27 protein-coding genes and 2 pseudogenes are annotated in these 26269 nt (G+C 61.0%); 17 read left to right on the top strand and 12 right to left on the bottom strand.

The features are described 5' to 3' along the window. Positions 1–99: 99 nt before the first annotated feature. Together AC097W_RS12005 and AC097W_RS12000 are read right to left on the bottom strand one after the other, a co-directional pair. Positions 100–600, bottom strand: a complete 501-nt coding sequence (locus AC097W_RS12005) for a dihydrofolate reductase family protein (RefSeq protein WP_479602787.1) — start codon at positions 598–600, stop codon at positions 100–102. A gap of 201 nt (positions 601–801) precedes the next feature. Next, positions 802–1740, bottom strand: coding sequence for a MaoC family dehydratase (locus AC097W_RS12000; RefSeq protein ID WP_479602786.1), 939 nt, complete (start codon positions 1738–1740; stop codon positions 802–804). Positions 1741–1781: 41 nt separating this feature from the next. Between AC097W_RS12000 and yaaA the strand changes: the two genes are divergently transcribed. The 3 genes from yaaA to queF are packed head-to-tail and all read left to right on the top strand — an operon-like array spanning position 1782 to position 4389. Continuing rightward, positions 1782–2570 (top strand): peroxide stress protein YaaA, encoded by a 789-nt coding sequence (yaaA, locus tag AC097W_RS11995; protein ID WP_479602785.1) that lies wholly within the window; start codon positions 1782–1784, stop codon positions 2568–2570. A 26-nt stretch (positions 2571–2596) separates the two neighbouring features. Further along, on the top strand, positions 2597–3535 hold the full coding sequence (locus AC097W_RS11990; protein WP_479602784.1) for an alpha/beta fold hydrolase: 939 nt from the start codon (positions 2597–2599) through the stop codon (positions 3533–3535). Further along, on the top strand, positions 3532–4389 hold the full coding sequence (gene queF / locus AC097W_RS11985; RefSeq protein ID WP_479602783.1) for an NADPH-dependent 7-cyano-7-deazaguanine reductase QueF: 858 nt from the start codon (positions 3532–3534) through the stop codon (positions 4387–4389). The genes AC097W_RS11990 and queF overlap by 4 nt, the downstream gene beginning before the upstream one ends. A gap of 12 nt (positions 4390–4401) precedes the next feature. Here the strand turns inward: queF and AC097W_RS11980 are convergent, their stop codons facing one another. Then, on the bottom strand, positions 4402–5307 hold the full coding sequence (locus AC097W_RS11980) for a LysR family transcriptional regulator (protein WP_479602782.1): 906 nt from the start codon (positions 5305–5307) through the stop codon (positions 4402–4404). Between the two features lie 109 nt (positions 5308–5416). On the opposite strand from AC097W_RS11980, the gene AC097W_RS11975 reads away from it, so the two are divergent. Next, the gene (locus AC097W_RS11975; RefSeq protein WP_479602781.1) at positions 5417–6313 is read left to right on the top strand and encodes a sterol desaturase family protein; all 897 of its coding nucleotides are present in this window, start codon (positions 5417–5419) and stop codon (positions 6311–6313) included. Here AC097W_RS11975 and AC097W_RS11970 read toward each other — a convergent pair. The 5 genes from AC097W_RS11970 to AC097W_RS11950 all read right to left on the bottom strand — a co-directional run bounded on the left by AC097W_RS11970 (position 6310) and on the right by AC097W_RS11950 (position 10607). After that, complete coding sequence (locus AC097W_RS11970; protein ID WP_479602780.1) at positions 6310–7167, bottom strand: enoyl-CoA hydratase-related protein; 858 nt, start codon at positions 7165–7167, stop codon at positions 6310–6312. The two genes, AC097W_RS11975 and AC097W_RS11970, sit on opposite strands and share 4 nt — an antisense overlap. Before the next feature lie 40 nt (positions 7168–7207). Then, positions 7208–7495 carry a hypothetical protein gene (locus AC097W_RS11965; RefSeq protein WP_479602779.1) on the bottom strand — a complete coding sequence of 96 codons (288 nt, stop codon included), beginning with the start codon at positions 7493–7495 and terminating at the stop codon, positions 7208–7210. Between the two features lie 89 nt (positions 7496–7584). Further along, positions 7585–8889 carry a DNA polymerase IV gene (dinB, locus tag AC097W_RS11960; RefSeq protein WP_479602778.1) on the bottom strand — a complete coding sequence of 435 codons (1305 nt, stop codon included), beginning with the start codon at positions 8887–8889 and terminating at the stop codon, positions 7585–7587. A 10-nt stretch (positions 8890–8899) separates the two neighbouring features. Beyond that, a complete protein-coding gene (locus tag AC097W_RS11955) occupies positions 8900–9439 on the bottom strand; it encodes an anti-sigma factor domain-containing protein (protein WP_479602777.1) in 540 nt (179 codons plus the stop codon). Positions 9440–9452: 13 nt separating this feature from the next. Next, positions 9453–10607: an alpha-hydroxy acid oxidase gene (locus AC097W_RS11950; protein ID WP_479602776.1), complete on the bottom strand. Its 1155-nt coding sequence runs from the start codon at positions 10605–10607 to the stop codon at positions 9453–9455. A 165-nt stretch (positions 10608–10772) separates the two neighbouring features. Between AC097W_RS11950 and AC097W_RS11945 the strand changes: the two genes are divergently transcribed. From AC097W_RS11945 to AC097W_RS11925, 5 genes are all read left to right on the top strand, one after another. Beyond that, a complete protein-coding gene (locus tag AC097W_RS11945; protein WP_479602775.1) occupies positions 10773–11102 on the top strand; it encodes a cupredoxin domain-containing protein in 330 nt (109 codons plus the stop codon). A 20-nt stretch (positions 11103–11122) separates the two neighbouring features. Further along, positions 11123–11944 carry an FTR1 family iron permease gene (locus tag AC097W_RS11940; protein ID WP_479602774.1) on the top strand — a complete coding sequence of 274 codons (822 nt, stop codon included), beginning with the start codon at positions 11123–11125 and terminating at the stop codon, positions 11942–11944. Between the two features lie 134 nt (positions 11945–12078). Beyond that, positions 12079–13011: a DUF3034 family protein gene (locus AC097W_RS11935; RefSeq protein ID WP_479602773.1), complete on the top strand. Its 933-nt coding sequence runs from the start codon at positions 12079–12081 to the stop codon at positions 13009–13011. A 35-nt stretch (positions 13012–13046) separates the two neighbouring features. Beyond that, positions 13047–13523 carry a group I truncated hemoglobin gene (locus tag AC097W_RS11930; protein WP_479602772.1) on the top strand — a complete coding sequence of 159 codons (477 nt, stop codon included), beginning with the start codon at positions 13047–13049 and terminating at the stop codon, positions 13521–13523. A 7-nt stretch (positions 13524–13530) separates the two neighbouring features. Further along, entirely contained in the window at positions 13531–14214 is a 684-nt protein-coding gene (locus AC097W_RS11925) for a cupredoxin domain-containing protein (RefSeq protein WP_479602771.1), read from the top strand. Here AC097W_RS11925 and AC097W_RS11920 read toward each other — a convergent pair whose 3' ends face one another. Next, a complete protein-coding gene (locus AC097W_RS11920; protein WP_479602770.1) occupies positions 14215–15000 on the bottom strand; it encodes an anti-sigma factor in 786 nt (261 codons plus the stop codon). A 10-nt stretch (positions 15001–15010) separates the two neighbouring features. Then, positions 15011–15577, bottom strand: coding sequence for an RNA polymerase sigma factor (locus tag AC097W_RS11915; protein WP_479602769.1), 567 nt, complete (start codon positions 15575–15577; stop codon positions 15011–15013). A gap of 252 nt (positions 15578–15829) precedes the next feature. Between AC097W_RS11915 and AC097W_RS11910 the strand changes: the two genes are divergently transcribed. Continuing rightward, positions 15830–16426 carry a ferritin-like domain-containing protein gene (locus AC097W_RS11910; protein WP_479602768.1) on the top strand — a complete coding sequence of 199 codons (597 nt, stop codon included), beginning with the start codon at positions 15830–15832 and terminating at the stop codon, positions 16424–16426. Continuing rightward, positions 16426–16860 carry a c-type cytochrome gene (locus AC097W_RS11905; protein ID WP_479602767.1) on the top strand — a complete coding sequence of 145 codons (435 nt, stop codon included), beginning with the start codon at positions 16426–16428 and terminating at the stop codon, positions 16858–16860. Before AC097W_RS11910 ends, AC097W_RS11905 begins: the two co-directional genes overlap by 1 nt. Positions 16861–16927: 67 nt before the next feature. Here the strand turns inward: AC097W_RS11905 and argH are convergent, their stop codons facing one another. Further along, complete coding sequence (gene argH, locus AC097W_RS11900) at positions 16928–18379, bottom strand: argininosuccinate lyase (RefSeq protein ID WP_479602766.1); 1452 nt, start codon at positions 18377–18379, stop codon at positions 16928–16930. Positions 18380–18417: 38 nt separating this feature from the next. Here argH and AC097W_RS11895 point away from each other — a divergent pair, with 38 nt between their 5' ends. From AC097W_RS11895 to AC097W_RS11870, 6 genes and pseudogenes are all read left to right on the top strand, one after another. Continuing rightward, a complete protein-coding gene (locus AC097W_RS11895) occupies positions 18418–19467 on the top strand; it encodes a sensor histidine kinase (protein ID WP_479602765.1) in 1050 nt (349 codons plus the stop codon). Positions 19468–19505: 38 nt separating this feature from the next. Next, the gene (locus AC097W_RS11890) at positions 19506–20252 is read left to right on the top strand and encodes a LytR/AlgR family response regulator transcription factor (RefSeq protein WP_479602796.1); all 747 of its coding nucleotides are present in this window, start codon (positions 19506–19508) and stop codon (positions 20250–20252) included. Between the two features lie 247 nt (positions 20253–20499). Continuing rightward, positions 20500–20754: pseudogene (locus AC097W_RS11885) on the top strand (hybrid sensor histidine kinase/response regulator); the annotation flags it as partial. 292 nt (positions 20755–21046) lie between these two features. Then, positions 21047–22426, top strand: a pseudogene (locus AC097W_RS11880) (putative bifunctional diguanylate cyclase/phosphodiesterase); the annotation flags it as partial. Between the two features lie 73 nt (positions 22427–22499). Further along, positions 22500–23096 (top strand): EAL domain-containing protein, encoded by a 597-nt coding sequence (locus AC097W_RS11875; RefSeq protein WP_479602764.1) that lies wholly within the window; start codon positions 22500–22502, stop codon positions 23094–23096. Between the two features lie 84 nt (positions 23097–23180). Beyond that, positions 23181–23297: a BrnA antitoxin family protein gene (locus tag AC097W_RS11870; protein WP_479602763.1), complete on the top strand. Its 117-nt coding sequence runs from the start codon at positions 23181–23183 to the stop codon at positions 23295–23297. Between the two features lie 95 nt (positions 23298–23392). On the opposite strand, the gene ppc is transcribed toward AC097W_RS11870, so the two are convergent. Beyond that, a complete protein-coding gene (gene ppc, locus AC097W_RS11865; RefSeq protein ID WP_479602762.1) occupies positions 23393–26215 on the bottom strand; it encodes a phosphoenolpyruvate carboxylase in 2823 nt (940 codons plus the stop codon). Positions 26216–26269 lie beyond the last annotated feature (54 nt).

The raw sequence follows: 26269 nt of genomic DNA, 5'->3' as shown, positions 1-26269 counted from the left end.
TACATCTTCCAGTAAACCAATAAAAGTCTCGGCATTCATGGCAACCTCCCAAGCTGGATATCGCTTCACTCTACAAATTGTTGGGCTTAATTTCAACAATTAATGAGGACATAGCCTCAGATATTGGCGAACCAGTGTGGCGCCTCCGCCCAAGCGCACATCCTTCCCTTGGGCCGCTGCAAAGGCTTGTTGCAAAGCGGACTCAATGCCGTCAGTGACAAAGTGAAAAGTTGTCCCACCTTCCATGGGCAATGGCGCCCTCGCGTGGTGCGTCACTACAAAAACGGGCGTATGGTAGGGCGGATTGGGGCCCCACCAACCTTTCCAATCTTCATCGATCCACGGCCCCCTCACTGGGCCGAACATATTGCGCCCCAGAATATTGGCACCAATATTTTCCATGGCCTTTGCAAGAAAGCTGTCATCTGTTCCTGTACTACCGCCTTCCTGACCAAACATGGTTTTCATGGTGCGGGTTTGAAATGCCCAGTCCATGAGCGCAAGGCCGTCCATTCCGAACGGGTTTTCCAAACTTTGCCCTGGCGCAGAGCTAAAGCCGTCGATTGATAGGGCATAACCCCGTACCACCAGTTTTTGCATTTCAATTTCCTTTGAGGTCATGGAAAAGGGTCTCACAGACTATTCGCTTGCAAGCGTACTTCCGCTTTCGCACGCATTGCAGTCATACCCATAAGGCCACGAACACCTGCAAAGTAGCAGGGTCAGTCACAACGGACTCCATTGAGATTGCTATTTATTTAATAGCTATAAACGCATATTCCATGGGGGCTAGAGTTACTTTTATCTCTGATTGAGTTGCTGAATGACGCCCTCAATATGCGGCTCTCCCGTGGGCTGTACTTTAAGCACAAAGCGCGTTGAATCGCCCGCTATTGCCGTGTGCAGCGCCACCGTTCCAGGAATCAGCAACGGCCGCTTGAACCGCAGGTCCAGCATCAGGGGCTGTCCCGGCGGCAAGGCTTTTTCCAGCAAGGCCAGGCAGCGCGCCGCGCTGAACAGGCCGTGGGCAATGGCGCGCGGGTAGCCAAACAGGCGCGCCGTGAAGGCGCTGATGTGGATGGGGTTCCAGTCGCCCGAGGGCTTGGCAAAGCGCCGCCCTGCGTTGGCCGCAACGGACCACTGTGCCACCGGGGTACCCCAGTCGGGCTCTGGCACATCGCTGGCCGCTCGGACCCTGCCGGTCTGTGCGGTTTTGGCCGATTTGCTTTTGGCCAGGGGCGCCAAAAAAGTGCTGACCTCGCGCCACACCACATCTCCATTCACATCCCCCACGCGCACGGTGGTGTGCAGGCTGAACGACTGACCCCGGTCCGTGGCGGTAATGCCGTTCAGCGCGCATTCCATCGCCAGTACCGCGTCATGGGCCACGGGCTGCAGCGATTCAATGCTGTTGGTCCAGTGCACCAGCCCCAGCAGGCGCAGGGGAAACGCCGGGTGGCTCAGAATGGCCATGTGCAGCGGCATGGCCATGGCATGCAGGTACAGCAGGGGCAAGGTCGGACCGTCGGGCAGTTCACACACCGCGCGGTAGCCTGCCAGCGCGGCGGGGTCGGCTTGGGCACCGTTCCACACCGCATGAAAGTGCACATTCAGGGCATCAGCCGGGGCTTGCGCCGGCCGGCGTGCCAGCAGCGAGCCAAGCAGGGCGCGCCCGTTGGAAGGCTTGCTTTCAAAGCGCAATGGCACTGCACGGGCGTTGGAGGATGGGGGTTTGGTCATAGCGCCGCCATTATGGGGTGGGGTTTCAGGATAATGGGGGCATGCTTATTCTTCTCTCGCCCGCCAAGTCGCTTGACTACGAAACCCCCGTGGGTCCCCATCCGCATACCGCCCCCCTGTTTGTGAAGCAGTCCCAGCAGCTGGTGGAACTGCTGCGGGCGCAGTCGCCGCAACAGATTGCGTCCCTCATGTCGCTGAGCGACAAGCTCGCAGCACTCAACGTGGGCCGCTACCTGGCCTGGTCGCCCAAAGCGACTGAGAAAAACGCCCGCCAGGCACTGCTGGCCTTTAATGGCGATGTGTACGAGGGGCTGGACGCCAAATCCTTGAGCCCTGAGGATTTGGCCTGGACGCAGGAGCACGTGTGCATCCTGAGCGGCATGTACGGCGTGCTGCGCCCCATGGACCTGATGCAACCCTACCGTCTGGAAATGGGCACCCGCCTGGCCAACCCGCTGGGGCGTGACCTCTACAAGTTCTGGGGCACCCAGATATCCGACTACCTCAACACCCGACTGCAGGCGGATATCAGCCCGGTCGTCATCAACCTGGCGTCGCAAGAGTATTTCAAAGCCGTAGACACCAGCGCGCTCAAGGCACGGGTGGTGGAGTGCGTGTTTGAAGAATTCAAAAACGGCCATTACAAGATCATCAGCTTCATGGCCAAGCGCGCGCGCGGCCTCATGGCCCGTTTTGCCGCTACGAACCAGGTGGTCAAACCCGAAGACCTGCGGGCGTTTGATGCAGAGGGTTACTCCTGGAGCCTGCCCCTGTCGTCCACCGAGCGCTACGTGTTCCGCCGTAACAATCAGAGCCAAAAAGGCTTCTAGCCCCCGTAAAACCTGCGCAGACAGCTATGAAAATAAGAGCAAACGGTATTGATATTGAAATAGAAGACACCGCCAGCCTGTGCCCGTCGGACACGGAAGTGTTGACGCGCCCCGTGGTGCTGCTCATCATGGGCCTGGGCATGCAGCTGGTGGCCTGGCCACCCGAGATGGTGCAGGCGCTGGTGGACGCGGGTTTTCGGGTGGTGCGCATGGACAACCGCGACGTGGGCCTGAGTCAGTACTTTGACCAGCTTGGCAAACCCAACCTGTTGTGGGCCGGCCTCAAATACAAACTGGGGCTGCCAACGCGCCCGCCCTACACGGTGAACGACATGGCGGCCGACGCCCTGGGTGTGCTCGATGCGCTGGACATTGCCCGCGCGCACATTGTGGGCGTCAGCATGGGCGGCATGATTGCGCAGCGGGTGGCCATCGCCGCGCCCCGGCGCGTGATCAGCCTCACCAGCATCATGAGCAGCAGTGGCGCAAGGGGTTTGCCGCAGGCCCGCCCTGAAGTGATGCGGGCGCTGCTGAGCCGTCCGGCCAACAACACGCAGGCTGCGGCAGTCGACCAATACGTCCGGTTGTTCAAGGCCATCGGCAGCCCGGCGTATCCCACGCCCGAGCCTGAAATGCGCGAGCGCATTTTGGTGGGGGTGCAGCGCAGTTTTCACCCGGTGGGCACGCTGCGCCAGATGCTGGCCATTGTGTCGGACACCACGCGCGCCGCGCAACTGGAGCGCATCGTCAGCCCCACGCTGGTGCTGCATGGCCGTGCCGACCCGCTGGTGCCCTTTGTTCACGGTGAAGACACGGCCCAACGCATTGCCGGGGCGCAACTGGTGGGCATTGATGGCATGGGCCACGATTTGCCGCCCGAGCCGGTGGCGCTGATGCTGGACGCGCTGATTCCCCATTTGCAGACCGCCCAACTACCCGTCACCACGCCCGCCATCACACCATGAACCGTCCTGAACAATCCCAGTTGGGCAAGGCATCCGCCTACATCGACCAGTACGACGTGTCCCTGTTGTTTCCCATTCCCCGCGCGGGCAAGCGGGCCGAAATCGGCATCACGGGGGCCGCGCCATTCTTTGGTGCCGACATGTGGACCGCGTTTGAGCTGAGCTGGCTCAATCCGCGCGGCAAGCCGCAGGTGGCGCTGGCGCACTTCACGGTGCCCTGCGAGTCAGTGAACATTGTGGAGAGCAAGTCGTTCAAGCTCTACCTCAACAGCTTTAACAACACCAAGTTCGCCGATGCCAATGCGGTGCGTGACCGCTTGCGCGCCGACATCACCGAAGCCGTGTGGCGCAATGCCGAGGCGGCGGGCGTCATGCCCTCATCTATCGGCGTCACGCTGCTGGGACCCGACCTGTTTGACCGCGAACCCGTGCACGAACTCGATGGCCTGAATTTGGACCGGCTCGACATTGAATGCACGCAGTACACCCCCGCGCCCGAGCTGTTAACCGCTACCCGCAACGAGGCACCGGTGTCTGAAGTGTTCGTCAGCAACCTGCTCAAGAGCAATTGCCTGGTCACCGGGCAGCCCGATTGGGGCAGCGTGCAGATCAGCTACACGGGTGACCAGATCGAGCAGGGCGGCCTGCTGCAGTACCTGGTGAGCTTTCGCAACCACAATGAGTTTCACGAGCAATGCGTGGAGCGCATCTTCATGGACATCTGGACGCGCTGCCAACCGATGCGCCTCGCCGTGTATGCCCGTTACACGCGCCGCGGCGGGCTGGACATCAACCCGTTTCGCACCAGCCACCCGCAGGCACTGCCGCGCAATATCCGCACCGCGCGGCAATGAGGGGCGCCGCCGTCAGGCGTTGATCTGGCTGGCAACCCGGGCGATGCAGTCGATCACCCGGTGTGCCATCGGTGACAGGGTGCGGTTGTGCAGGCTGACCACCCCCATCTCCACCGACAAGGGCGGCAGATCCGTCGCCTGCACCGCACGTAGTGCGCCCGACTGCAACTCGGCGCGCACCGCCGCGTCAGTGGCAAGCAGTACCGAGTCGGTGGACAGCGTGACGGCCTTCAGCGTGTTCAGGTCGTCGCATTCAAGGGCCAGAGCCGTGTCTTGCCCCTTCAGTAGGGCCGCACGTTTTGCCAGGGCTTGCAGGGCCATCGGAGGCAATCGGGTGCTGATGACACCATAAACCCACAGCTCAGCCAGCGTGCAGGTACGCGTGGCCAGGGGGTGGTTTTCTCGGACATAGGCCGCACCCATCTGACGTCCCAGCCGTTGAATCGCCAGCTCGCCGGTGTGGGCCAGGGTGCTCACGTCGGCCACAAAAAATTCAATGTCCTCCGAGCGCAGCCGCTCCAGCAGCCGTTGCCAGTTGCTGACCTCCACGCGAAGGCACACCTGCGCATGCGCAAGGCGCATTTCGCTGAGCACGGGGGACACCAGGCTGGCGATGGGAAACGGCCCCACACCAAACGCGATGTCGCCCAGCGCGCCGTCCTGGTACAGCTCAATATCGCGGCGCAGGCTTCGTGCGTCAAAGAGCAGCCGGCGCGCTTTTTCAAGTAAAAACTCGCCTGCCGCAGTGGGGCGAACCTGGCCGCCGTCCCGGTCGAACACCTGCATGCCCAGGCTGCTTTCTATGGTCTGGATGCTGCGGCTGAAGGCGGGCTGGCTCAGGTGCACGCGCTGCGCCGCACGGGCGAAATGCCGCTCATCATCAAGAGCCACCAGGTGGGCGAGGCGTCGTAGATCCATGGCATGTGAATGCAAAAAACGCATTGCTTTAATGTTGACAATGCATTTTACTTATTACATGCGCAAATTTACAGTGACCGCGGATACACAATAAAAGGAGACAAAACCCATGACCCCCCTGATACAAAATCTGCTGATTCTGAGCATCATGTTCGGATTCGCCTTGGCAGAGTTCGCATCCCGCCGATACAAAAAAACGGTTCATGCCAGTGCAGACGACACCAAGCTCGAACTCTTCATGTTCATCAGCCTGATCGCCATTGCCCAGCCTGTGGCCATTCTCGTGACTGGAAAAATTGCGATGTGGCTGATGCCGGAGATGCAGGGCGCCTGGGCCAACTTGCCCTGGTGGGCCATGGTCGGCATTCTGCTGGTGGGGGACGACATGACGCAATACTGGTGGCACCGCCTGTCCCATTCACCGCGGATGTGGCCGCTGCACCGCGCGCACCACAGCGCCCAGTACATGAGCATTCGCATTACCTACCGCAACAACTTTTTCTACTACATGCTGATGCCCGGACTGTGGATTGCCGGGGTGCTGCTCTACCTGGGCTTCTTCAAGGTCTACGCCATCTACATCGTATTCAAGCTGGCTGTGATTCTGGGTGCGCATTGCGCCTGGCGCTGGGACGAGCCGCTGTACCGCATTCCCGCGCTCAAGCCGCTGATGTGGCTGGTGCAGCGCACCATTTCCACCCCGGCCACGCACCATGCGCACCATGCGTTGACCAATGCCGACGGCGTGGGCCACTACACCGGCAACTATGGCAATTTGCTGTTCTTCTGGGATGTGCTGTTTGGCTCGGCCCACATCACCCAGCAGTTTCCGCCCAAGGTGGGCCTGCAGGATGATCTGTTATTTGGCCAGGAGCGTTGGTACAACGAAATGTTCTATCCCGTGCTGCAGTCCGGTCGCGAGCACACCGCGCTGAAGTTTGGTGGGCGGGCCTATGCCGAGGCAGAGACGGCGTCCGATGTAGAACGCCTCTCCGCGGCGGGCTAAAGGCCGATTTCGCTAAACGACTTGAGCGCTGCCAGCGCAGGGAAGTCAGCCGGGCGCTTGGTCTTCATGGCCATCACGGCTTCCATGACATGGCGGTTGCTCCAGATCGCACCCTGCAGCCAGCCCATCTGTTTGAGCGCGTCGTCCACCGAATGGTCGCGCGTGTAGTGAATGGCCTGCTTGGTCCCCCATATGGCAATGGGCGGTTTGGACGCAATCTCGGCGGCGCACACCAGTGCGGCTTCCAGCATGGCTTCAGGCGTGTCGAACACGGCATTGACCAACCCGTATTGCAGAGCACGGTCGGCGCCCAGGCGACGGCCGGTGTAGGCCATTTCTTTCACGATCGCCAGCGGAATGAGCTTGGGCAGGCGCTGCAGGGTGCCCACGTCGGCCACCATGCCGATGTTGATTTCCTGGATGCAGAAAAAAGTCTGTGGCGTGGCGTAACGAAGGCAGCAGGCGCTGACCATATCGACCGCGCCGCCAATGCAGCCGCCCTGAATGGCCGCAATCACCGGCATGCGCAGGGTTTCCAGCTTGGTGAAGGTGGCCTGCATGTCACCCAGCAGGTCAAAAATGGCGGCGCGGCCTTCCGGGCTCTGGTCGTCCATTTGAATAGCGCCCGCAAAGGTTTCCAGCGCCATGCCGGCGCTGAAATGCTTGCCGGTGCTGCTGATAACCAGCGCGCGCGCCGAGCCGTCCTTGTGCAGCCGGGTCAGCACCGCGTCCAGCTCGCGCCAGAAGGTGGGGTGCATGGTGTTCATGGCCTCCGGCTGGTTGAGAACCAGGTGGGCAACATGGTTCTCGGTCGTCAGCGAAAAGCAGGTAAGGGGGGAAGCAGATGTGTTCATGGGCATGACTGTAATGCAGGCGATTGGGCAGCTCAGTCGCCTATGGCACTTTGAGCCAGTCGCAGCGCAGCCGGTGCCGGGCATGGGCCCGTGCGCGCCAGCCGACATACAGGCGGGGTGCCAGCATGCCCAGCGCGCACGGCCCGGCGGCCCACCAGGCATCCAGCACCCAAGTGGGCAGCCAGCCCACCCAACCCATCAGCCAGGAGGTCAGCACCGCGTCCCATAACTGGTATTCCACCGGATGATCCAGCGCATGCTCCAGATGCCATTGCCTGATGCGATGCAGCTCGGTTAACGGAACCGCCTGCGTGAGCCATGGGACCATTGCAATCTCCGGTGGTGACATTGCAATGTAAGTTCACTGTAAGCTGCCGTCAAGTCACAGTGCAAAAAATTAAGCCGTCGCCATCCGCTTCAGAACAACTGCCCCGTAGTTGCTTCCAAATTGATAGCGCCTTGCGCATATTCCACGGGGGCTAGTGATCGTTTTTTTTCTGAATCCTGCAGGTCAGCAGCTTTGAGCAAGGCACCCACCCGCACTCCCAGCAATCGCAGCCGTTTCTGCAACGGTGCCCGCTTCAGGCATTGCCCGGCCACCTGCCGAATACGCGCGGCGTCGGCCGTGTAGTCCACCGTCAAGTCGCGCGTCACGCCCGAGAAGTCGTCATAGCGCAGCTTGATGCCAATGGTTTTGCCCACATAGCCTTTGCGTTGCAGATCGGCGGCCACCTGCTCGCACAGCCGGGTGAACACCGCGCCCAGCTCGGTCTTGTCGCGCACCGCGTGCAAATCCCGCTCAAACGTGGTTTCGCGGCTCATGCTCACGGGTTCGCTCTCGGTGTCTACCGGGCGTTCGTCGCGTCCGTGGGCGGCTTCATGCAGCCAGGCGCCGGTGCGCGGGCCAAAGGTCTGCATCAGCCAGGTGGGGTCGCGCTCGGCCAACTGGCCAATGGTTTCAATCCCAAAGCCCTTGAGCTTTTCGTCGGCCTTGGGGCCAATGCCGTTGATCTTGCGGCAGGCCAGCGGCCAGATCATGGATTGAAGGTCGTCCGGGTGGACGATGGCAATGCCGTTGGGCTTGTTGAATTCACTCGCCATTTTGGCCAGCAGTTTATTGGGAGCCACGCCCACCGAGCAGGTGAGGCCGGTGGCTTCAAAAATGCTTTTCTGGATCAGGCGCGCCAGCACGCGGCCGCCTTCGCGCTGGCCGCCGGGTACCTCGGTAAAGTCGATGTAGACCTCGTCCACACCGCGGTTTTCCATCACCGGGGCAATCTCGGCGATGGTATTTTTGAACAGGCGGGAGTACTTGCGGTATTCCTCAAAATCTACCGGCAACAAAATGGCCTGGGGGCATAGCTTGGCGGCTTTCATCAGCCCCATGGCCGAGCCCACGCCAAACTGGCGCGCTGCATAGGTGGCAGTGGTGATGACGCCGCGCCCGGTATAGCTGTCCAGGCGTGCAAAGGCATCCAGTGGAATGCGTCGGAGTGCGGCGCGTTGGGCAGCTTCGTCCCACGGCGTTTCGGGCTCGGCGGGGTCGGCGTTATTCAGGTCGTTCGTGCGCAGGGCTTCCAGCGCCTCCTGAATGTTGCGTCGTCCACCGCCAATCACGACGGGCAACCCCTTGAGCTGCGGGTAGCGCAGCAGTTCCACCGACGCGTAAAACGCGTCCATGTCCAGGTGGGCAATGCGGCGCGTGGGCGCAGGTGCGGTCATGGCGCCAGGCTTACATCGCCTTCTGAATCACCGGTCCCTTGAACAGGTAGGGCAGCCGGGGGCCTTTGGTTTGCGTGACGCCGCCCTTGTTTTCGACACTGATGGCCAGGCTGGTGGCGCTGGCGAGGTCTCTTTCGCTGACCGGCAGGCGCAGGGTTTTGCCTTTGCTTTGCAGCACGCCCAGCGAACGCGCCGGGTCGCCTTCGGACAGGGCCCACAACTGCATGCTGTCTTCGCCGCCCTCGGTCACGCCATTGAGCCGCTGCACTTGCAGTGCGTCGTCCTGCAGGGCCAGCGTGACCAGCATGGCGGGTGCCTGCTTGTCATCACTGAGGATGGCGATGTACTTGACCTGCGCCGTGTTCTTCAGCTGAACCTGCACGTGCTGAAGCTGGGCCTTGAACTGCTCGAACATGCTCATGCCGGTGGCCACGCCAATGGACAGCAACAGCAGGAACAGGATGGCTAGCGCGCGCCACCAGGGGCTTACGCCCCGACGGGCGCTGGAAGGAGAATCAATGGGCGTGGGGACAGTTACAGAGGTGGGCATGCAGATGGGGGGGTCAAGTTGGGAAAGTTCCCGGCAAGAGAATACTCTTGTCCACCGTCTCCATCCGGGTATGGCCGGCAAAAGCCATGGTCAGGTCGAGTTCCTTGTGGATGATTTCCAGCACTTTGGTCACGCCTTCTTCGCCCATGGCGCCCAGGCCATACAAAAACGCGCGGCCAATGTAGGTGCCCTGTGCACCCAGCGCGCGGGCCTTGAGCACGTCCTGCCCGCTGCGGATGCCGCCGTCCATGTGCACTTCAATCTGCTTGCCTACGGCGTCCACAATGGCTGGCAGCGCGCGGATGGAGGACTCGGCCCCGTCGAGCTGGCGCCCGCCGTGGTTGGAGACGATCAGCGCATCGGCGCCGGAGTTGACGGCCAGGCGCGCGTCTTCCACATCCTGAATGCCCTTGAGGATGAGCTTGCCGCCCCAGCGCTTTTTGATCCACTCCACATCGCCCCAGTTGAGCGCGGGGTCGAACTGCTTGGCGGTCCACTCGCTCAAACTGCCCATGTTATCCACGCCGCTCACATGGCCAATGATGTTGCCAAAGCCGTGGCGCTTGGTGCCCAGCATGCCCAGGCCCCAGCGGGGTTTGGTCATCATGTTGAGGATGTTGGTGATGGTGAGCTTGGGCGGCGCAGACAGGCCATTCTTCAAATCCTTGTGGCGCTGACCCAAAATTTGCAGATCGAGCGTGAGCACCAACGCCGAGCAGTTGGCGGCCTTGGCCCGGTCGATCAGGCGCTCGATGTAGGCGCGGTCTTTCATCACATAGAGCTGGAACCAGAAGGGGTGGTTGCCTGTTTCCTTGGCCACGTCTTCAATGGAGCAGATGCTCATGGTGGACAGGGTGAAGGGCACGCCAAACTTCTTGGCCGCGCGTGCCGCCTTGATCTCGCCATCGGCGTGCTGCATGCCGGTGAGGCCGGTGGGGGCAATCGCCACGGGCATGGCAACCTTCTGGCCGATCATGGTGGTGGCGGTGCTGCGGTTTTCCATGTTGACGGCCACGCGTTGGCGCAGCTTGATGGACTGAAAATCAGCGCTGTTGGCGCGGTAGGTGCTCTCGGTCCAGCTGCCGGAATCGGCGTAGTCGTAAAACATGCGAGGTACGCGCTTTTGCGCGAGGATGCGCAGGTCTTCGATGTTGGTGATCACGGACATTGTTGTCTCCTGTAGTGCCCAGATGGTAGGGGAAAGGGGGATGCTCCCTTGTGAAATCCCCCAGTTATCGTTTGAAATAAATTGGTAAACGGGTTTACCTGCGGGGTACTTGCGTTATTCAATGAGAATCATTATCATTGGCGTTTTGATCAAGTGGAAAACTCCATGAAACGTCTTTTGTCCCTTGTGCTTCTGTCATTTGTTGTTGGCCAGGCCATGGCGGCCACGGAAGAATTCACGCTCACCCTTCAGAACCATGCATTTACACCCAAGGAAATCAAGATTCCCGCGGGCAAAAAGGTCAAGCTGCTGGTGATGAACAAAGATGCCACGCCGGCCGAGTTTGAAAGCAAGCCGCTGGGGCGCGAGAAAGTCATTGCAGGCAATTCCAGTGCCACGATCAATCTGGGGCCTTTGAAGCCCGGCCGTTACCCCTTTGTTGAGGAATACCACGAGACCGAAGCGGCCGCGCAAGGCACGATCGTTGTCGAGTAATCCAAGGAGCCCGAGTCGCCATGTTTGCTGCCGCCCTTATCGTTTTTCGTGAATCGCTGGAAGCCTCGCTGATCATCAGCATCATGGTCGCCGCCACCCGGGGTATTCCCCAGCGCGCGCGCTGGATCATCAGCGGGCTGCTGGCCGGGCTGGTCGGCGCGGCACTGGTTGCCTCCAGCATGGAAGCCATCTCCAATCTGGCCAGCGGGATGGGCCAAGAGCTGTTTCAAGTCGGTGTGCTGACACTTGCCGTCGGCATGCTGGCGTGGCATAACATCTGGATGTCAGCCCACGGCCGGGAAATGGCGGCCCAAGCAAAAAATGCAGCAAAAGCCATTAATGATGGTTCGCGCACCCGCTCCGTGATCTTTCTGGTGGTGGCTCTTGCCGTTTTGCGCGAGGGGTCAGAAACCGTCCTGTTCCTCTACAGCCTGGCCACCAGCAGCGAAGATGGCTTGCGCACCACCATCACGGGTGGGGTCAGTGGTTTGGCAGCCGGTGTGATGGTTGGCGCATTGCTGTACGCCGGCTTGCTGCGCGTTCCTCTGCGCTGGTTTTTTTCGATCACCGGCATTCTTGTTCTGCTGCTGGCGGCCAGCATGGCATCGCAAGCCGCCCGCTTCCTGATTCAGGCGGACCTGCTGCCCAGCCTGGGCGCACCGCTGTGGGATACATCGGCCGTGTTGTCACAATCTTCGGCAATGGGTACGTTGCTGCATGGATTGATCGGTTATGACCCCCAGCCAGCGGGCATGCAGTTGCTGTTTTATGTCGTCGTGCTGGTAACTATCGCCAGCGGCATGTTGTGGGTGTCCCGGCACGGGCAGGCCGTTAAAAAATAGAGAAAATTCTTCAAAAAGCTGAATCCAGTACGGCGTTGGTTGCGTATTCAAGGGGAGCGTCTGGCATATTCATTGCCAGTCGCGTGCGATAGACCCTGAATTAACTGTTAACCAACTGTCTGGAATTTCACACAATGAAGAACATTCGAACGGCATTGATCGTCGGGGCCGCGGGCCTTTGCAGCGGCCTGGCCCTGGCCGATACGGGCAAACTGCTGCTGACCGGGGGCGTAAGCTCCATTGATGGCGCGGCCGGTGGCGGGCTGACTCCCTGGGCGGTGATTGGCACCAACGCAACCGAAGGCGAAATCGGCTTTTCTGCCAACCTGACCCGCGTCACGACGCAGGACTACGCACTCAACACCATGGGCGCCGCCATCGGATTCAAAGACCGGGTGGAGTTGTCGTTGGCACGCCAGGACTTTGACGCATCGCCCGCCGTAGCACTCAATGGCATTGCGGCCTTTGGCGTGCAGCCTGGGCAGCACATCAAGATGGACATTGTGGGTTTGAAGGTCAGGGTGGCCGGTGATGCGGTGCTCAACAGCGATTCGTGGATGCCGCAAGTGGCCGTCGGCGTGGAGCAGAAATCGGTGGATTCGGGCTCCCTGTCCAGCGTACTCAATTTCCTGGGCGCCAAGACCAGCGGAACCGACTTTTACGTGAGCGCGACCAAGCTGTTCTTGGCGCAAAGCGTGCTGGTCAACGGCACGCTGCGTTACACCAACGCCAACCAGAATGGTTTGCTGGGGTTTGGCTCCAACGCGCCGGGCAAGAACGAAGGCAGTTGGGTGCCGGAGGTTTCAGTGGCTTACCTGTTGAGCAAGAACGTGGCCATTGGCGCCGAATACCGCGTCAAGCCCAACAATCTGGAGGCTCTGGGCCGGGCGGCCGGGCTGGGTGATGCGCTGGCAGAGGACGACTGGAAGGACCTGTTCATCGCGTGGGCGCCCAACAAGAACACCTCCATCACCTTGGCTTATGTGGATCTGGGCCGCATCGTGCCCGGCGTCACCGCCGGCCGCAAGCAAACGGGCTATTACCTGTCTGCCCAGTTGGCGTTCTAGACCCACCTGCCCCCCATTCATCTTCAGGAACCGTTATGAAAAAAGTATTGATTGCCCTCGTGTTGACCTCTTCATTGGCCACTTTGGGTCTTGTGTCTGCACCGGCATTTGCGCAAAGCACTTCCGGCGCTGCCTCCACCATGCCCCTGAAAAACGACCAGCTGTACCAGTCTTTGGGCCAAAAGGCCGGCCTGGAATCATTGATGGACATTTTTGTGGCCGGCTTGAAAGCCGACCCGCGCACCGGGTCCCATTTCAAGGAAACCAATTCGAAGGGTCTCCAGGAACAGCTGGTCGATCAGTTTTGCAAGATCAGCGGCGGTCCCTGTGAATACAAAGGCGCCAACATGAAGGCTGCACATGCCGACATGGATATCAGCAAGACTGACTTCAATGCCTTGGTGGAGGTACTGCAGGCCTCGATGGATGCCCGCCATATTCCTTTCGCAACGCAAAACAAGTTGCTGGCGCTGCTGGCACCCATGCACCGTGACGTGATTACCGTCAAGTAGTCGGTTCATGTTCAATCACATTGTGAAGATGCCCCGCCTTGGGGCTGTCGCCACTGCTGTTGCGGCCGTGTTTCTGTCTACGAGCGCCGTTTATGCCGGCACGCTGGAGGTGCTGGTGGTCGACCGCGATGGGAAGCCCACGCCCGATGCCGTGGTGTCGGTCTTCCCCACAGGGAAGGGTATGCCCAAAACATCTTTGCCGGGCACGGCGATGGTGAACCAGGAAAAGCAGCAGTTTGTACCCAAAGTCACCGTGGTGGCCATGGGTGCCAAAGTGCGGTTTACCAACAGCGACCCCTGGAATCACCATGTGCGTCTGGGTGTCGCAGGCGCGCCACGGGGGGATGTGGACGGGCAGTCCATTCTTCTGGAGGGTAAGGCCGAGGGGAAGCCGCCCAGCTCTGCGGTGCTGACCTTTGACAAGCCTGGCGCCCACGGAGCGGCGTTGTTGGGCTGCTATATCCACAGTTCCATGAAAGGCACGGTATACGTGGCCGAATCCCCCTGGACCGTAAAAACCGGACCCGATGGCATGGCGACCATCGAAGACGTGCCGGAAGGGGCTGCGACCGTCAAAGTCTGGCACGTAGCGCAGTTGGTGGACAAAACTCCGCTGGAGACCAGCGTGTCGGCCGCACCCACCAGGATCACGTTCCAGTTAAACGTGGTGTCCCGGGGTAGCAGGCTCTGATCACAGCATCTTCTGGATCAATGCACCCTTGAAGAGTACGGGCCCGGTCGGGCCCATTGCGCTGGGTACGCCACCCTTGGGCTCAAGGCTGATGGCAAGGGTAGGGACCTCGCGCACATCGCCTTCGCCCGCCGTCAGGCGCAGCACTTTTTCGCGCCCCAGCACGCCCAGTGACTTCGGCCCGCCAGCAGGTGGCAACGCCCAGAGTTGCAGCGATCGGTCCCCAGCTTCCTGGTAGGCACCTACCCGCTGCAGCGTGAGTTTCTTGCTCTTGGGGTCAAAGGTCACCAGCATGGAAGCCGCTGCCTGGTCGTCAGCGAGTACGGCCACGTATTCGATTTGCGGGGTGGCCTGCAACTGGGTTTGCAGGCGGGCAATTTCAGTGCCCAGTTCCTGGCGCAAGCCCAAGCCTGCGGTGACCGCCACAACGGTGGCCACCGCGCCTGCGGCTGTCGCACCACGCCACAGCGTCAGGCTGCGCAGCCAGTCGCCCCAGGCGGGGGCCTGCCGGATGGGCGCCGCGCGGGCTGCCTGCATGGCGGCGTGCGCTCTGTCGCCCTGCACCAGGTTGTTGATGCGCGTCCACACGGCGGCGTCAGGGGTGGCCTGCAATTGCAGTTCATTCAGGCTGGACAGCCGGCTTTGCCATATCAGTGCAGCGGCGCGCACGGGTGCCTGGTCCCGGGCCATGGCCTCAAAGCGGCGGCGTGCGCCACCGCGCAGGGTGCCCAGCGCATAGCTGCTGGCCAGTCGGTCGAGCAGTTCGGGATGTTGCGTGAGGTTCATAGAGCGGCCTTCACGCAAAACGCGCCATGCACAGGCGCAGCTGGTCCAGACCGCGGCGGATCCAGGTTTTCACGGTGCCCAAAGGCAGGCGCAATTGTTCTGCCAGCTCACTGTGGCTCAGGTCGCGCACATAGGCAAGGCTCACCACCTCACGCTGCCGGTCTTCCAGCCGGCCCAGGCACTGGTGCAGCGCCCACGCCTGTTCGCTGGCCTGTGCTGTGTCCAGTGGCGAGGGTGCGTCGCCCTCCAGCGTGTCGGCCAACGCGTCGTCCAGCTCCTGTGTGACGTGGCTGCGATCGGCCGCGCGGCGGCGCAGCATGTCCAGCCCGCGGCTGCGAACAATCAAGCCCATCCAGGCCATGGGTGGGCTCAGCGTTGAACGGTAATCGCCAGCAGATCGCCAGATCGACAGGAATGCTTCCTGCAGCACGTCTTCAGCCCAATCCCGGTGGGTGACAACGCGCAGCGCCAAGCCATAGAACTTGGTAGCACACAGGTCATACAGCGCCTTGAGCGCGGCGTCATCCCGGTTGGCGACGCGGTCCAGCAGTTCAATCAGTTCTGCATCGTGGTTCATTGCATTCATTTCAATATTGTCTGCGATCCCATCGTTTTGACTGGGGCCTGGGAGCGAGAAGCGCACTCCGGTTCAAGGTTTTTTGCAGCTCCCTTCAAGGGTACGCAGCGAAGCGCCCGGCGGATTCAAAAAAAGAAAAATCAATTTTTTTTAAATAGCTGAATCCGGCGGCGCCTTGCCCTGCGTATTCAAAGGGTAGGGCGAAATAGTTCGATCTCTGCAACCCGTGCAACCCATTCAAAGGAATTCACCATGCAATCCATCGTTCAAACACTCTCTGGCTCCCCACTGGCTTCTTCGCGCCGCGCCTTCATGGGCCGCACAGGTACCTTGTCGGCAGTGGCTGTGGCCCTGCTCGCGGGCCAGGACGCCATGGCACAAGGCATGGCAGGCGATACCAGCAAAGATGTGGGCATTCTCAATGTGGCCCTGGGCCTGGAGCACGAAGCCATCAACGCCTATCAGCTGGGTGCCGGTAGCGGGCTGCTGCAAAAAGGCGTGCTGGACGTGGCGGTGCAGTTCCAGGGACACCACAAGGCACACCGCGATGCCCTGATAGCCACGATCCAGAAAATGGGCGGCATGCCCGTGATGGAGAAGAAGCTGGAGGACTATGCCAAGGCGCTGAAGGCAGACACCCTGCGCAACCAGGCCGATGTGCTGGACCTGGCGGCACGGCTTGAGCTGGGTGCCATCAATGCCTACCTGGGCGTGATCCCCGCTTTTGGCAGCAAAGACCTGGCCAAAGTGGCCGCCCGTCTGGCTGCGGACGAAACGATGCACTTCACCGTTTTGACCAACGCACTGGGTCGGCCGCTGCCCAGTGGTGCGCTGTCGTTCGGCGCGTAATGTCTTCGCGCACCTCTAGCCTGCGGCGTGCTTCTAGACGTCTTGCTGTCGACGCGCTGGCCGTGGGATGCTGGGCCCTGTTGTGCTTCTGGGCCGCGACGGCCCAGGCCCAGGCCCAGGCTCAGTCCGTGGACCGTGGGCAGGTGCTGTTTGAATCGCGCTGCGTGGCCTGCCACAGTCTGGACGCGAATCGCACGGGTCCGGCGTTGCGGTCCGTAGTGGGGCGTACGGCGGGCAAGGCCGAGGGCTATTTCTATTCCGAGGCCATGGCTGCCTCAACCCACGTGTGGAGCGTTGAAAAGCTCAAGGACTGGTTGACGAACCCGCAGGACGTGGTGCCGGGCCAGGAAATGAATTTTCGCGTGGACCTGCCGCAGGACCGTGAGGATGTAGTGGCGTACCTGGCATCGCTTTCCGAGGCGCGAAAAAAATAGCGACGCTACGTTTTTGATAGCTGCTCACGCATATTCCACGGGGGCCAGGTCCCCATTTCGTTCTGAATCAGGCCAGACGTGCGGTGTGGCGCGCAATCTGCGCCCGCACCTGCGCAGGTGCGGTACCACCCAGTGTGTTGCGGGCGTTCAATGAGCCGCGCAGGCTCAAGCATTCGTACACGTCTTTCTCGATGCCGGGGTTGAATTCCTGCAGCACCGCCAGTGGCAGTTCGGATAGATCGACCTGATGCGAGGTAGCGGCCTTGACCGCGTGGGCTACCACTTCGTGCGCATCGCGGAAAGGCAGGCCTTTTTTGACCAGGTAGTCGGCCAGGTCGGTGGCGGTGGCGTAGCCGCGCAGGGCCGCTTGCTCCATGGGAACTGGGTTGACGGTGATACCGCCTTCCTTCTGCCCGTTGGCCGGGTTCAACTGCCCGCCGACCATTTCGCTGAAGATGCGCAACGTGTCCTTGAGCGTGTCCACTGTGTCAAACAGCGGCTCCTTGTCTTCCTGGTTGTCCTTGTTGTAGGCCAGGGGCTGGCCCTTCATCAGGGTGATCAGGCCCATCAGGTGGCCGACCACGCGGCCGGTCTTGCCGCGGGCCAGTTCGGGTACGTCGGGGTTTTTCTTCTGCGGCATGATGGAACTGCCGGTGGTGAAACGGTCGGCAATCTTGATGAAGCCAAAGTTCTGGCTCATCCACAAAATCAGCTCTTCGCTCATGCGACTGATGTGCACCATGGTCAGGGTGGCAGCGGCGGTGAATTCGATGGCAAAGTCGCGGTCGCTCACAGCGTCCAGGCTGTTCTGGCACACCTCGGCGTTACCGGCCGCATCAACCATGCCCAGGGTGCGGGCCACGCGCTCGCGGTCCAGCGGGTAGCTGGTGCCCGCCAGCGCGGCAGAGCCCAGCGGCAAGCGGTTGGTGCGGCGACGCACTTCCGAAAAGCGCTCGGCATCGCGGCTGAACATCTCGACGTAGGCAAGCATGTGATGGCCAAAGCTCACGGGCTGGGCGACCTGCAGGTGGGTGAACCCGGGCAGGATGACTTCAACATTCTTGCTGGCCACGTCAATCAGGGACTTCTGCAAATCCACCAGCAGTTCGACGATCAGGTCAATCTCTCCGCGCAGCCACAGGCGCACGTCGGTGGCGACCTGGTCGTTGCGTGAGCGCCCGGTGTGCAGGCGCTTGCCGGCGTCGCCCACCAGCTGGGTCAGGCGGGCTTCGATGTTGAGGTGCACATCCTCCAGATCGAGTTTCCATTCGAAGTTGCCGGATTCGATGTCGGCGGTGATTTGGGCCATGCCACGCACGATGGAAGCGTGATCGTCGGCACCGATGATTTTTTGCGCAGCCAGCATCTCGGCGTGGGCCAGGCTGCCGGCGATGTCGGCCTGCCAGAGGCGCTTGTCAAAAAACACGCTGGACGTGTAGCGCTTGACCAGATCGCTCATGGGCTCCGAGAACAGGGCCGACCACGCTTGGGACTTTTTATCGAGTTGGTTTTGTGACATGGGGAGCGGTGCAAATAATGGAGTCAAAATCCGGATTCATGAAAGACACCCAAATATTATCGGCGTTCCAGGACGTGACGCCGTCCCAGCCCGCCACCGATGTGATGGCTTCGACCGCGACGGCGCTGGTTTTTGACGCCTGCCAGACGGGTGTGGTGCTGCGGGCCGTGCTGTTTGTACAGGTCACCGTAGGCGTAGCCGTGGTGTTTACCTCCGCCAATTTCATGGAATGGGTCATCCGGCTGTCGCTGGCGACGGGCGGCGCACTGCCCGCCACTTTGGCCTGGCTGCTGACGGCGTGTATGGCCAAACGGCTGTTGGGTCGTATGGTTCCGGCACTGCAGTACACCGTGGCGGCCGCGCTGGGGGCGGTTGCCGGCTTGTATGGCTGCGGCGTGCTCGCAATGGCGGGTTTGCTGGAGTCACCGCCCTGGGTGGCCAGCGCTTGCAGCGGCGTTTTGCTGTCTTCGGTGCTGGTAGCCGCACTGGTGATGCGCGCCAAGGGGCGTATGCCCGCAGACACCTCGGCCCGTCTGGCGGAATTGCAGGCACGGATACGGCCGCATTTTCTGTTCAATACCCTTAACAGTGCCATTGCCCTGGTGCGTGCCGAACCCGCCAAGGCAGAAACCCTGCTGGAGGATTTGAGCGACCTGTTTCGCCAGGCCTTGAAGGATTCTGGCGAGCCGGTCACGCTGGAAGAAGAGATCAATCTGGCCCGGCGTTATCTCGCCATTGAGCAGGTGCGTTTTGGCGAGCGCCTGCGCGTGCAGTGGGCGCTGGACCCGGCAGCGGCCGGTGCGCGGCTGCCGCCTTTGCTGCTGCAGCCACTGGTGGAGAACGCGGTTTGCCACGGCGTGGAGCCCAGCGCAACGGGTGCTGAAGTCAGAATATCAACCCAACGCAGGGGGTCCATTGTGGTGATTAAAGTGACAAATACCGTACCGGCCGGGCAGGGCGCCGGTGGCCATGGGCTGGCCTTGCGCAATGTGCAGGACCGTTTGGGCCTGCTGCACGATGTGCAGGGGCAGTTCAAAAGCGGGCTGAAGAATGGCGTCTACCAGGTGCGCATCGAGGTGCCGCTGTGAACGCGGCCATCCACGGGACTGTGGGTGCGGCGCCCGCTATGCGGGGTGCACTGAGAGCACTGGTGGTGGATGACGAGCATTTGGCACGGGCCCGCATGCGCACCTTGCTGTCGGATTGCAGTGCGCCGCAGGCCCAGGTGCTCGGCGAGGCTGCCAACGCGGTGCAGGCCATGGAGCTGTTGCAACACCAGCATTTTGATGTGGTGCTTCTGGACATCCACATGCCGGGCGCCGATGGGTTGGCGCTTGCACGCAACCTGCAAGCCATGGAAAACCCGCCTGCGCTGATCTTCGTGACGGCCCACGCCGAGCACGCCGTGCAGGCGTTTGAGCTGGAGGCGGTGGACTACCTGACCAAGCCGGTTCGGCTGGAACGCTTGCAGGCTGCGCTACAAAAAGTAGAGCGCCTTGTGCAGTATTCGCGGGGGGCAGAGGCTGATTTGACGCAAGAAGTGCTGGTCATTCAGGAGCGTGGCCGTACCGAACGGGTGCCCGTGCACCTCGTCATCTACTTCAAGGCAGAGCTGAAATACATCACCGTGCGCACGGCCGCACGCAGCTACATTCTGGACGGCTCTCTCAATGAGCTGGAAGAAAAATACAAAGCCCAGTACCTGCGCGTCCACCGCAACGCCTTGATCGCCCGGCACGCGGTGCGCGCCCTGGAAAAGCATTTCGATGCGGAAGAGGGCGAGGGTTGGGCGGTGCGGCTCAACGGCGTCGAAGAACTGCTGGCCGTCTCGCGCCGCCAGCTCGCCGCAGTGCGGGCGTTGGTTTCTCGATAAGTGCCGTAGCGCGCAGAGCGCGATGACTGAACCAGCCGGCCCACCTGACCGTCGTGACACGCAGCCAGGTCAGGCGAACTATTTTCTGTGCTCCAATGGTCGCTCAAGGGCAAGCGACTTCATTCCAAGCCGCTGTTCAGCCGACGCCCACCGGATTCAAGATAGCCATGCCCCTCACCAGAATTCAATCAGCCTTTGCCCGTCTGGCCAGCGGGCTGATGGTCAGCACCTTCGAGGACCAGCGGGAGCAGGCATTGCCGCTGACGCCCAGGGCGTGATCCAGATCTTTAACGTCGGCGCCGAGCGCATGCTGGGCTATGCGGCTGCGGATGTGGTCAACCAGATCACACCGGCGGATATTTCCGATCCCGGGGAAGTGATTGCACGCGCCCAGGCGCTGAGCCTGGAGCTGGGCACGGCCATCACCCCTGGTTTTGAGGCGCCGGTGTTCAAGGCCTCGCGCGGTATTGAAGACATCTACGAGTTGACCTACATCTGCAAGGTGATCAACGGGGAGCACGACCAGATCACAGTGGAGTACCCCTGCCACAGTGCTACCGAGAAGCGCTGGTTCATTGCCAGGGTGACGCGCTTTCATGGCAACAGCGGCAATGTGGTGGTGGCGCATGAAGACATTACCACGCGCAAGCTGGCCGAATTGCGCGAACAGCATCACAACCGGGTGCTGCGAATGCTGGCGGCCAAGTCGCCGCTAAGGAGTGTGCTCGACACCATCGCCCGCGATGTGGAGTCTATTAACCCGGTGATGCTGTGCAGCATTCACCTGATTGACGATGACGGTAAATGCTTGCGCCATGGGGCCGCGCCCAGCTTGCCTGATTTTTACAACGAGGCGATTGATGGCGTACGCATCGGGCTGGGAGTCGGCTCGTGCGGTACGGCTGCCTTTACCCGTGAGCGTGGTGGTGACGGACATTGATACCCATCCTTGGTGGTCTCATTTGTTGGCGCTCACCCAGCGCGCGGGCTTGCACGCCTGCTGGTCGCAGCCAATTTTCTCGGCGCAGGGCACTGTGCTCGGCACGTTTGCCATTTATCACCGCTTTGTCCACCATCCGACTGTGGCTGACCTGCGTTTAATCGAGGACGAAGCGCGTCTGGTCGCCGTTACGATTGAAAAATCCACGGCCGAAGACCGTTTGCAACTCTCCGCCAGTGTGTTCACCCATGCCCGGGAGGGGATCATGATCACCGATGGGGCGGGCGCCATTGTCGAGGTGAACGACACTTTCTCCCGCATCACGGGCTTCAGTCATGAAGAGGCCCTGAGCCGCAAGCTCAACCTCACCTACACAGCAAGCCAGACGCCAGAGTACTTTGCCTCCATCTGGCAATCACTTGTCAGCAAAGGTCACTGGTACGGTGAAGTCTGGAACCGGCGCAAAAACGGTGACCTGTATGCCGTCATGATCACCATCAGTGCAGTGCGGGATGCGAACGGTAGTGTCAAGAATTATGTGTCGCTGTTTTCTGACATTACGTTGATGAAAGAACACGAGCAGCAGCTGGAGCGGATTGCCCATTTTGATGCGCTCACCAGCCTGCCCAACCGGGTGCTGCTGGCGGACCGGCTGCAGCAGGCGCTCATTCAGTGCCAGCGGCGGGCCAGCTCACTGGCCGTCTTGTTTCTGGATCTGGATGGATTCAAGGCGGTGAATGATGCCCACGGCCACGACGTGGGCGATGAACTATTGGTCGTCCTGGCGCGGCGCATGAAAGCGGCACTGCGCGATGGCGACACACTGGCGCGTATCGGCGGCGATGAGTTTGTCGCGGTGTTGGGCGATCTGGCACATCCCCAGGATTGTGAGCCGGTGCTGGCGCGGCTGTTGCAAGCCGCGTCTGGCCCCGTGACAACACGCGATCAAACCTTGCGGGTATCGGCCAGTATTGGCGTGACGCTGTACCCGCAGGATGGCGGCGATGCCGATTTGGTGATGCGCCATGCCGACCAGGCCATGTATGCGGCCAAGCATGCGGGCCGCAACCGGTATCACCTGTTTGACGTTGCACAGGACGCGGCGATCCAGACCCAGCAAGAGGGCCTGGAGCAGATTCAACACGCACTCACGCACGAAGAGTTCGTGCTGTATTACCAGCCCAAGGTCAACATGCGGACTCGTCAGGTGACCGGGGCCGAAGCACTGATTCGGTGGCAGCACCCCACGCGCGGACTGTTGTCCCCGGCGACTTTTTTTGCCCATCATCGAAGACCATCCAATCAGCGTGGCCTTGGGCGAATGGGTGATCAACACGGCACTCAAGCAACTGACGGACTGGTGTGCGGCAGGACTGGAAATTCCGGTCAGCGTGAACATCGGCGCGCGTCAGCTGCAGCAGGGCAACTTTGTGACGCGCCTGGCGATGATGCTGGCATCCCACCCCAAGATGCCCGCGCACGGCCTGGAGCTGGAGGTGCTGGAGACCAGTGCGCTTGAAGACATGGTAAAAGTTTCTAGCGTGATGCATGCCTGCCGCGAGATGGACGTGCGCTTTGCGCTCGATGACTTCGGCACTGGCTATTCATCGCTCACCTACCTCAAGCGACTGCCGGCGGCGGTGATCAAGATCGACCAGAGCTTTGTGCGCGACATGCTGGAAGACCCCGACGATCTGGCCATTGTCAAAGGTGTCATCGGTCTGGCTACGGCCTTCAAGCGCGAGGTGATTGCCGAAGGGGTGGAAACCACCGCCCATGGTGAGCGGCTGTTGGCGCTGGGCTGTGAGCTGGCGCAGGGCTTCGGCATTGCCCGCCCGATGCCCGCCAGCGACCTACCTGCCTGGGTCGCGACCTGGCCGCTGGCGGGCGCCCGGTTTTGTTAAGGCTGAGGCCCTCAAGCGCCCGCCAGCGAGGGGTAGCGTGTGTCGGCAAAATGCACCCAGCACATACACGACGACTGACAAGCGATGTCTGTCAGTTGTCGCACAGAATTTTCGTGGTGTGCATGGTTGCAGTCCACAGGAAAAGGTTACCAGACACCGATCAATGCGATTTTGCGAGAGGCTAGAAGCCGCAAAATTTGAGACTATTGATTTGGCTGGTTGTGGTGCGCCATGTTTGGGGTCGCACGGAGGCATGCAGAAACCGAACCCCCAGGCAACCCCACAGCCAGATGGAATCAACCCGTGTTGCGCAGCCCCGCCGCAATGCCGTTGATCGAGATATGGATACCGCGCTGCACGCGCTCGTCCGCCTTGCCCTCACGGTAGCGGCGCACCAGCTCCACCTGCAGGTGGTGCAGGGGGTCGATATAGGGAAAGCGGTGTTTGATGGAGCGTTGCAGCGCCGCATTGTTGGCCAGGCGGTTCTTGTCACCGGTGATGGTGGCCAGGGCGTGCGCCGTGCTGTGCCACTCGGCTTCAATGGCAGTGAAGATTTTCTTGCGCAGACGCGCGTCGCCCACCAGCTCGGAATAACGTGAAGCCAGCGCCAGATCGCTCTTGGCCATCACCATGTCCATGTTGGACAACAGCGTGCGAAAGAAGGGCCACTGTTTGTACATTTTTTGCAGCAATGCCGTGCGTTCTTTTTGCACCGCAGGTGTGCCGGTTTTGACAAAGGCCTGCACGGCTGCGCCAAATCCGTACCAACCGGGCAGGGTTAGACGGCACTGACCCCAGCTGAAGCCCCACGGAATCGCGCGCAGGTCTTCAATGCGCTGCGTGGCTTTGCGGGACGCCGGGCGGGAACCAATATTGAGTTCTGCAATTTCACGGATGGGGGTGGAGCTGAAGAAGTATTCGGTGAAACCGGGGGTGTCGTACACCAGCGCCCGGTAGGCTCCCATGCTGTTTTGCGACAACTCGGCCGCCGCATCCAGAAATGCTTTGGTGGCCGATTTGGTGGGCTGCAAGAGCGTGGCTTCCAGCGTGGCGGCCACCAGGGTCTCCAGATTGCGCCGCCCGATTTCGGGGTTGGCGTATTTGGAGCCAATCACTTCGCCCTGCTCCGTTAGCCGGATCTGACCGCGCACCGTGCCGGGGGGCTGGGCAAGAATCGCTTCGTAGCTGGGGCCGCCGCCGCGTCCCACGGTGCCGCCGCGGCCGTGGAACATGCGCAACTGGATTTTGTGGCTGGAGGCCACCTCGTCGAATAGCTCGACCAAGGCAATCTCGGCACGGTACAACTCCCAGTTGCTGGTGAAAATACCGCCGTCCTTGTTGCTATCGGAGTAGCCGAGCATGATGTCCTGCTCGGAACCGCTGCGCTTGACCAGTTCTGCAATGCCGGGCAAGGCATAGAACTCGCGCATGATGGGTGCGGCGTTGCGCAAATCTTCAATGGTTTCAAACAGAGGCACCACGATCAGGTCGTTGGTGGCCTGCGCGTCCAGCGTGCCGCGCATCAGGCCCACTTCTTTTTGCAACAGCAAAACTTCCAGCAAGTCGCTTACTGTTTCGGTGTGGCTGATGATGTAGTGGCGAATGGCTTCTACGCCAAAGCGCTCGCGCATGACTTTGGCCATGGCAAAGATGGCTAGCTCGCTCTGGGTGTGGGCCGAGTAGTTGGCGCCATGCACCTGCAATGCACGGGCGTCATTGAGCAAGCCCATCAACAAGCTGCGTTTTCCGGCTTCGTCCAGCTTGCTGTAGTTCGCTTCTATGCGCGCCGTGGACAGGAGTTCGGCCACCACTTCTTCGTGCTTGTCAGAGCTCTGGCGCAAATCGACCGTGGCCAGGTGAAATCCGAACACTTCAACGGCCCGAATCAACGGGTGCAGGCGCTGTGCCACCAGCGCGGCGCCGTGGTTGGCATTCAGGGAGTCTTCAATGGTGCGCAGGTCGGCAACAAATTCTTGCGCCAGCACATAGGCGTTTTGCGGAGCTACCGCGTGGCGGGCCGCCTCGGTGCCGGTGAGGTTCTTGAGGGTTTCAGCCAAGCGTGCATACACGCCGGTCAATGCGCGGCGGTAGGGCTCGTCCATTCGGTGCACGTTGGTGTCGGGTGAGTGCTCGGCCAGGGCCTGCATCGCGGGTGAGCACTGTGTCAGCATGGCCGACACCGAGAGTTCCCCACCCAGGTAGTGCACCTCGGTCAGGTAGTGGCGCAGCGCCACCTCGGCCTGGCGACGCAGGGCGTATTCGAGCGTCTGGGCGCTGACGTTGGGATTACCGTCGCGGTCGCCGCCAATCCATTGGCCCATGCGCAGAAAGTTGTGTACTGGCTGGTGGCCCAGCAGGTGCTCCAGATTGGCATAGAGCTTGGGGATCTCGCGTAGAAAGGTGGATTCGTAGTAGCTCAGCGCATTCTCGACCTCGTCGGCCACGGTAAGTTTGCTAAAGCGCAGCAGGCGGGTTTGCCACAGCTGCATAACGCGGGCGCGCATCTGGGCTTCATTGGTGGCCAGCTCGCGGGGGGTGAGCGCGTCTTTTTTGCTGTCATACGCGGCACCACGCAGCTTGATCTCGTCGCGTTCGGTCAGCAGCAGGGCAATGTCGCGCTCGGCATCCAGAATGCTCTTGCGCTGCACCTCGGTAGGGTGGGCCGTGAGCACCGGCGACACAAAGCTTTGCGCCAGGGTGTTGGAAATGGTCTTGGTCGAAATGCCGGCCCAGCGCAGGCGCGACATGGCGACCTCAATGCTGCCCTCTTGGGTGTCGCCCGCGCGTTCATGGATGGCACGCCGGCGAATATGGTGCCGGTCTTCGGCCAGATTGGCCAGATGGCTGAAGTAGGTGAAGGCGCGGATCACACTCACCGTCTGATCACCACTGAGGCCTTTCAGCAGCTTCTTCAGCGCGCGATCGGCTTCGTGGTCGGCGTCGCGGCGAAATGCCACGGACAGCGTGCGGATCTGCTCGATCAGCTCAAACGCTTCGACGCCTTCCTGCTCGCGTATCACATCGCCCAGAATCCGGCCTAAAAACCGGATGTCTTCGACCAGGGGTCGTTCGTTGTCTTTGGCACGCTTGGCTGGCTCGGCAGAAGGAGTGTTTTTCATAGGCGCATGCTAGCATTGCCGGTTACTGATCGATTACAAACAGGTTACGAAATC

Source organism: Rhodoferax sp. GT1R46 (assembly GCF_056521285.1).
This window is presented reverse-complemented; position numbering and strand designations above follow the sequence as displayed.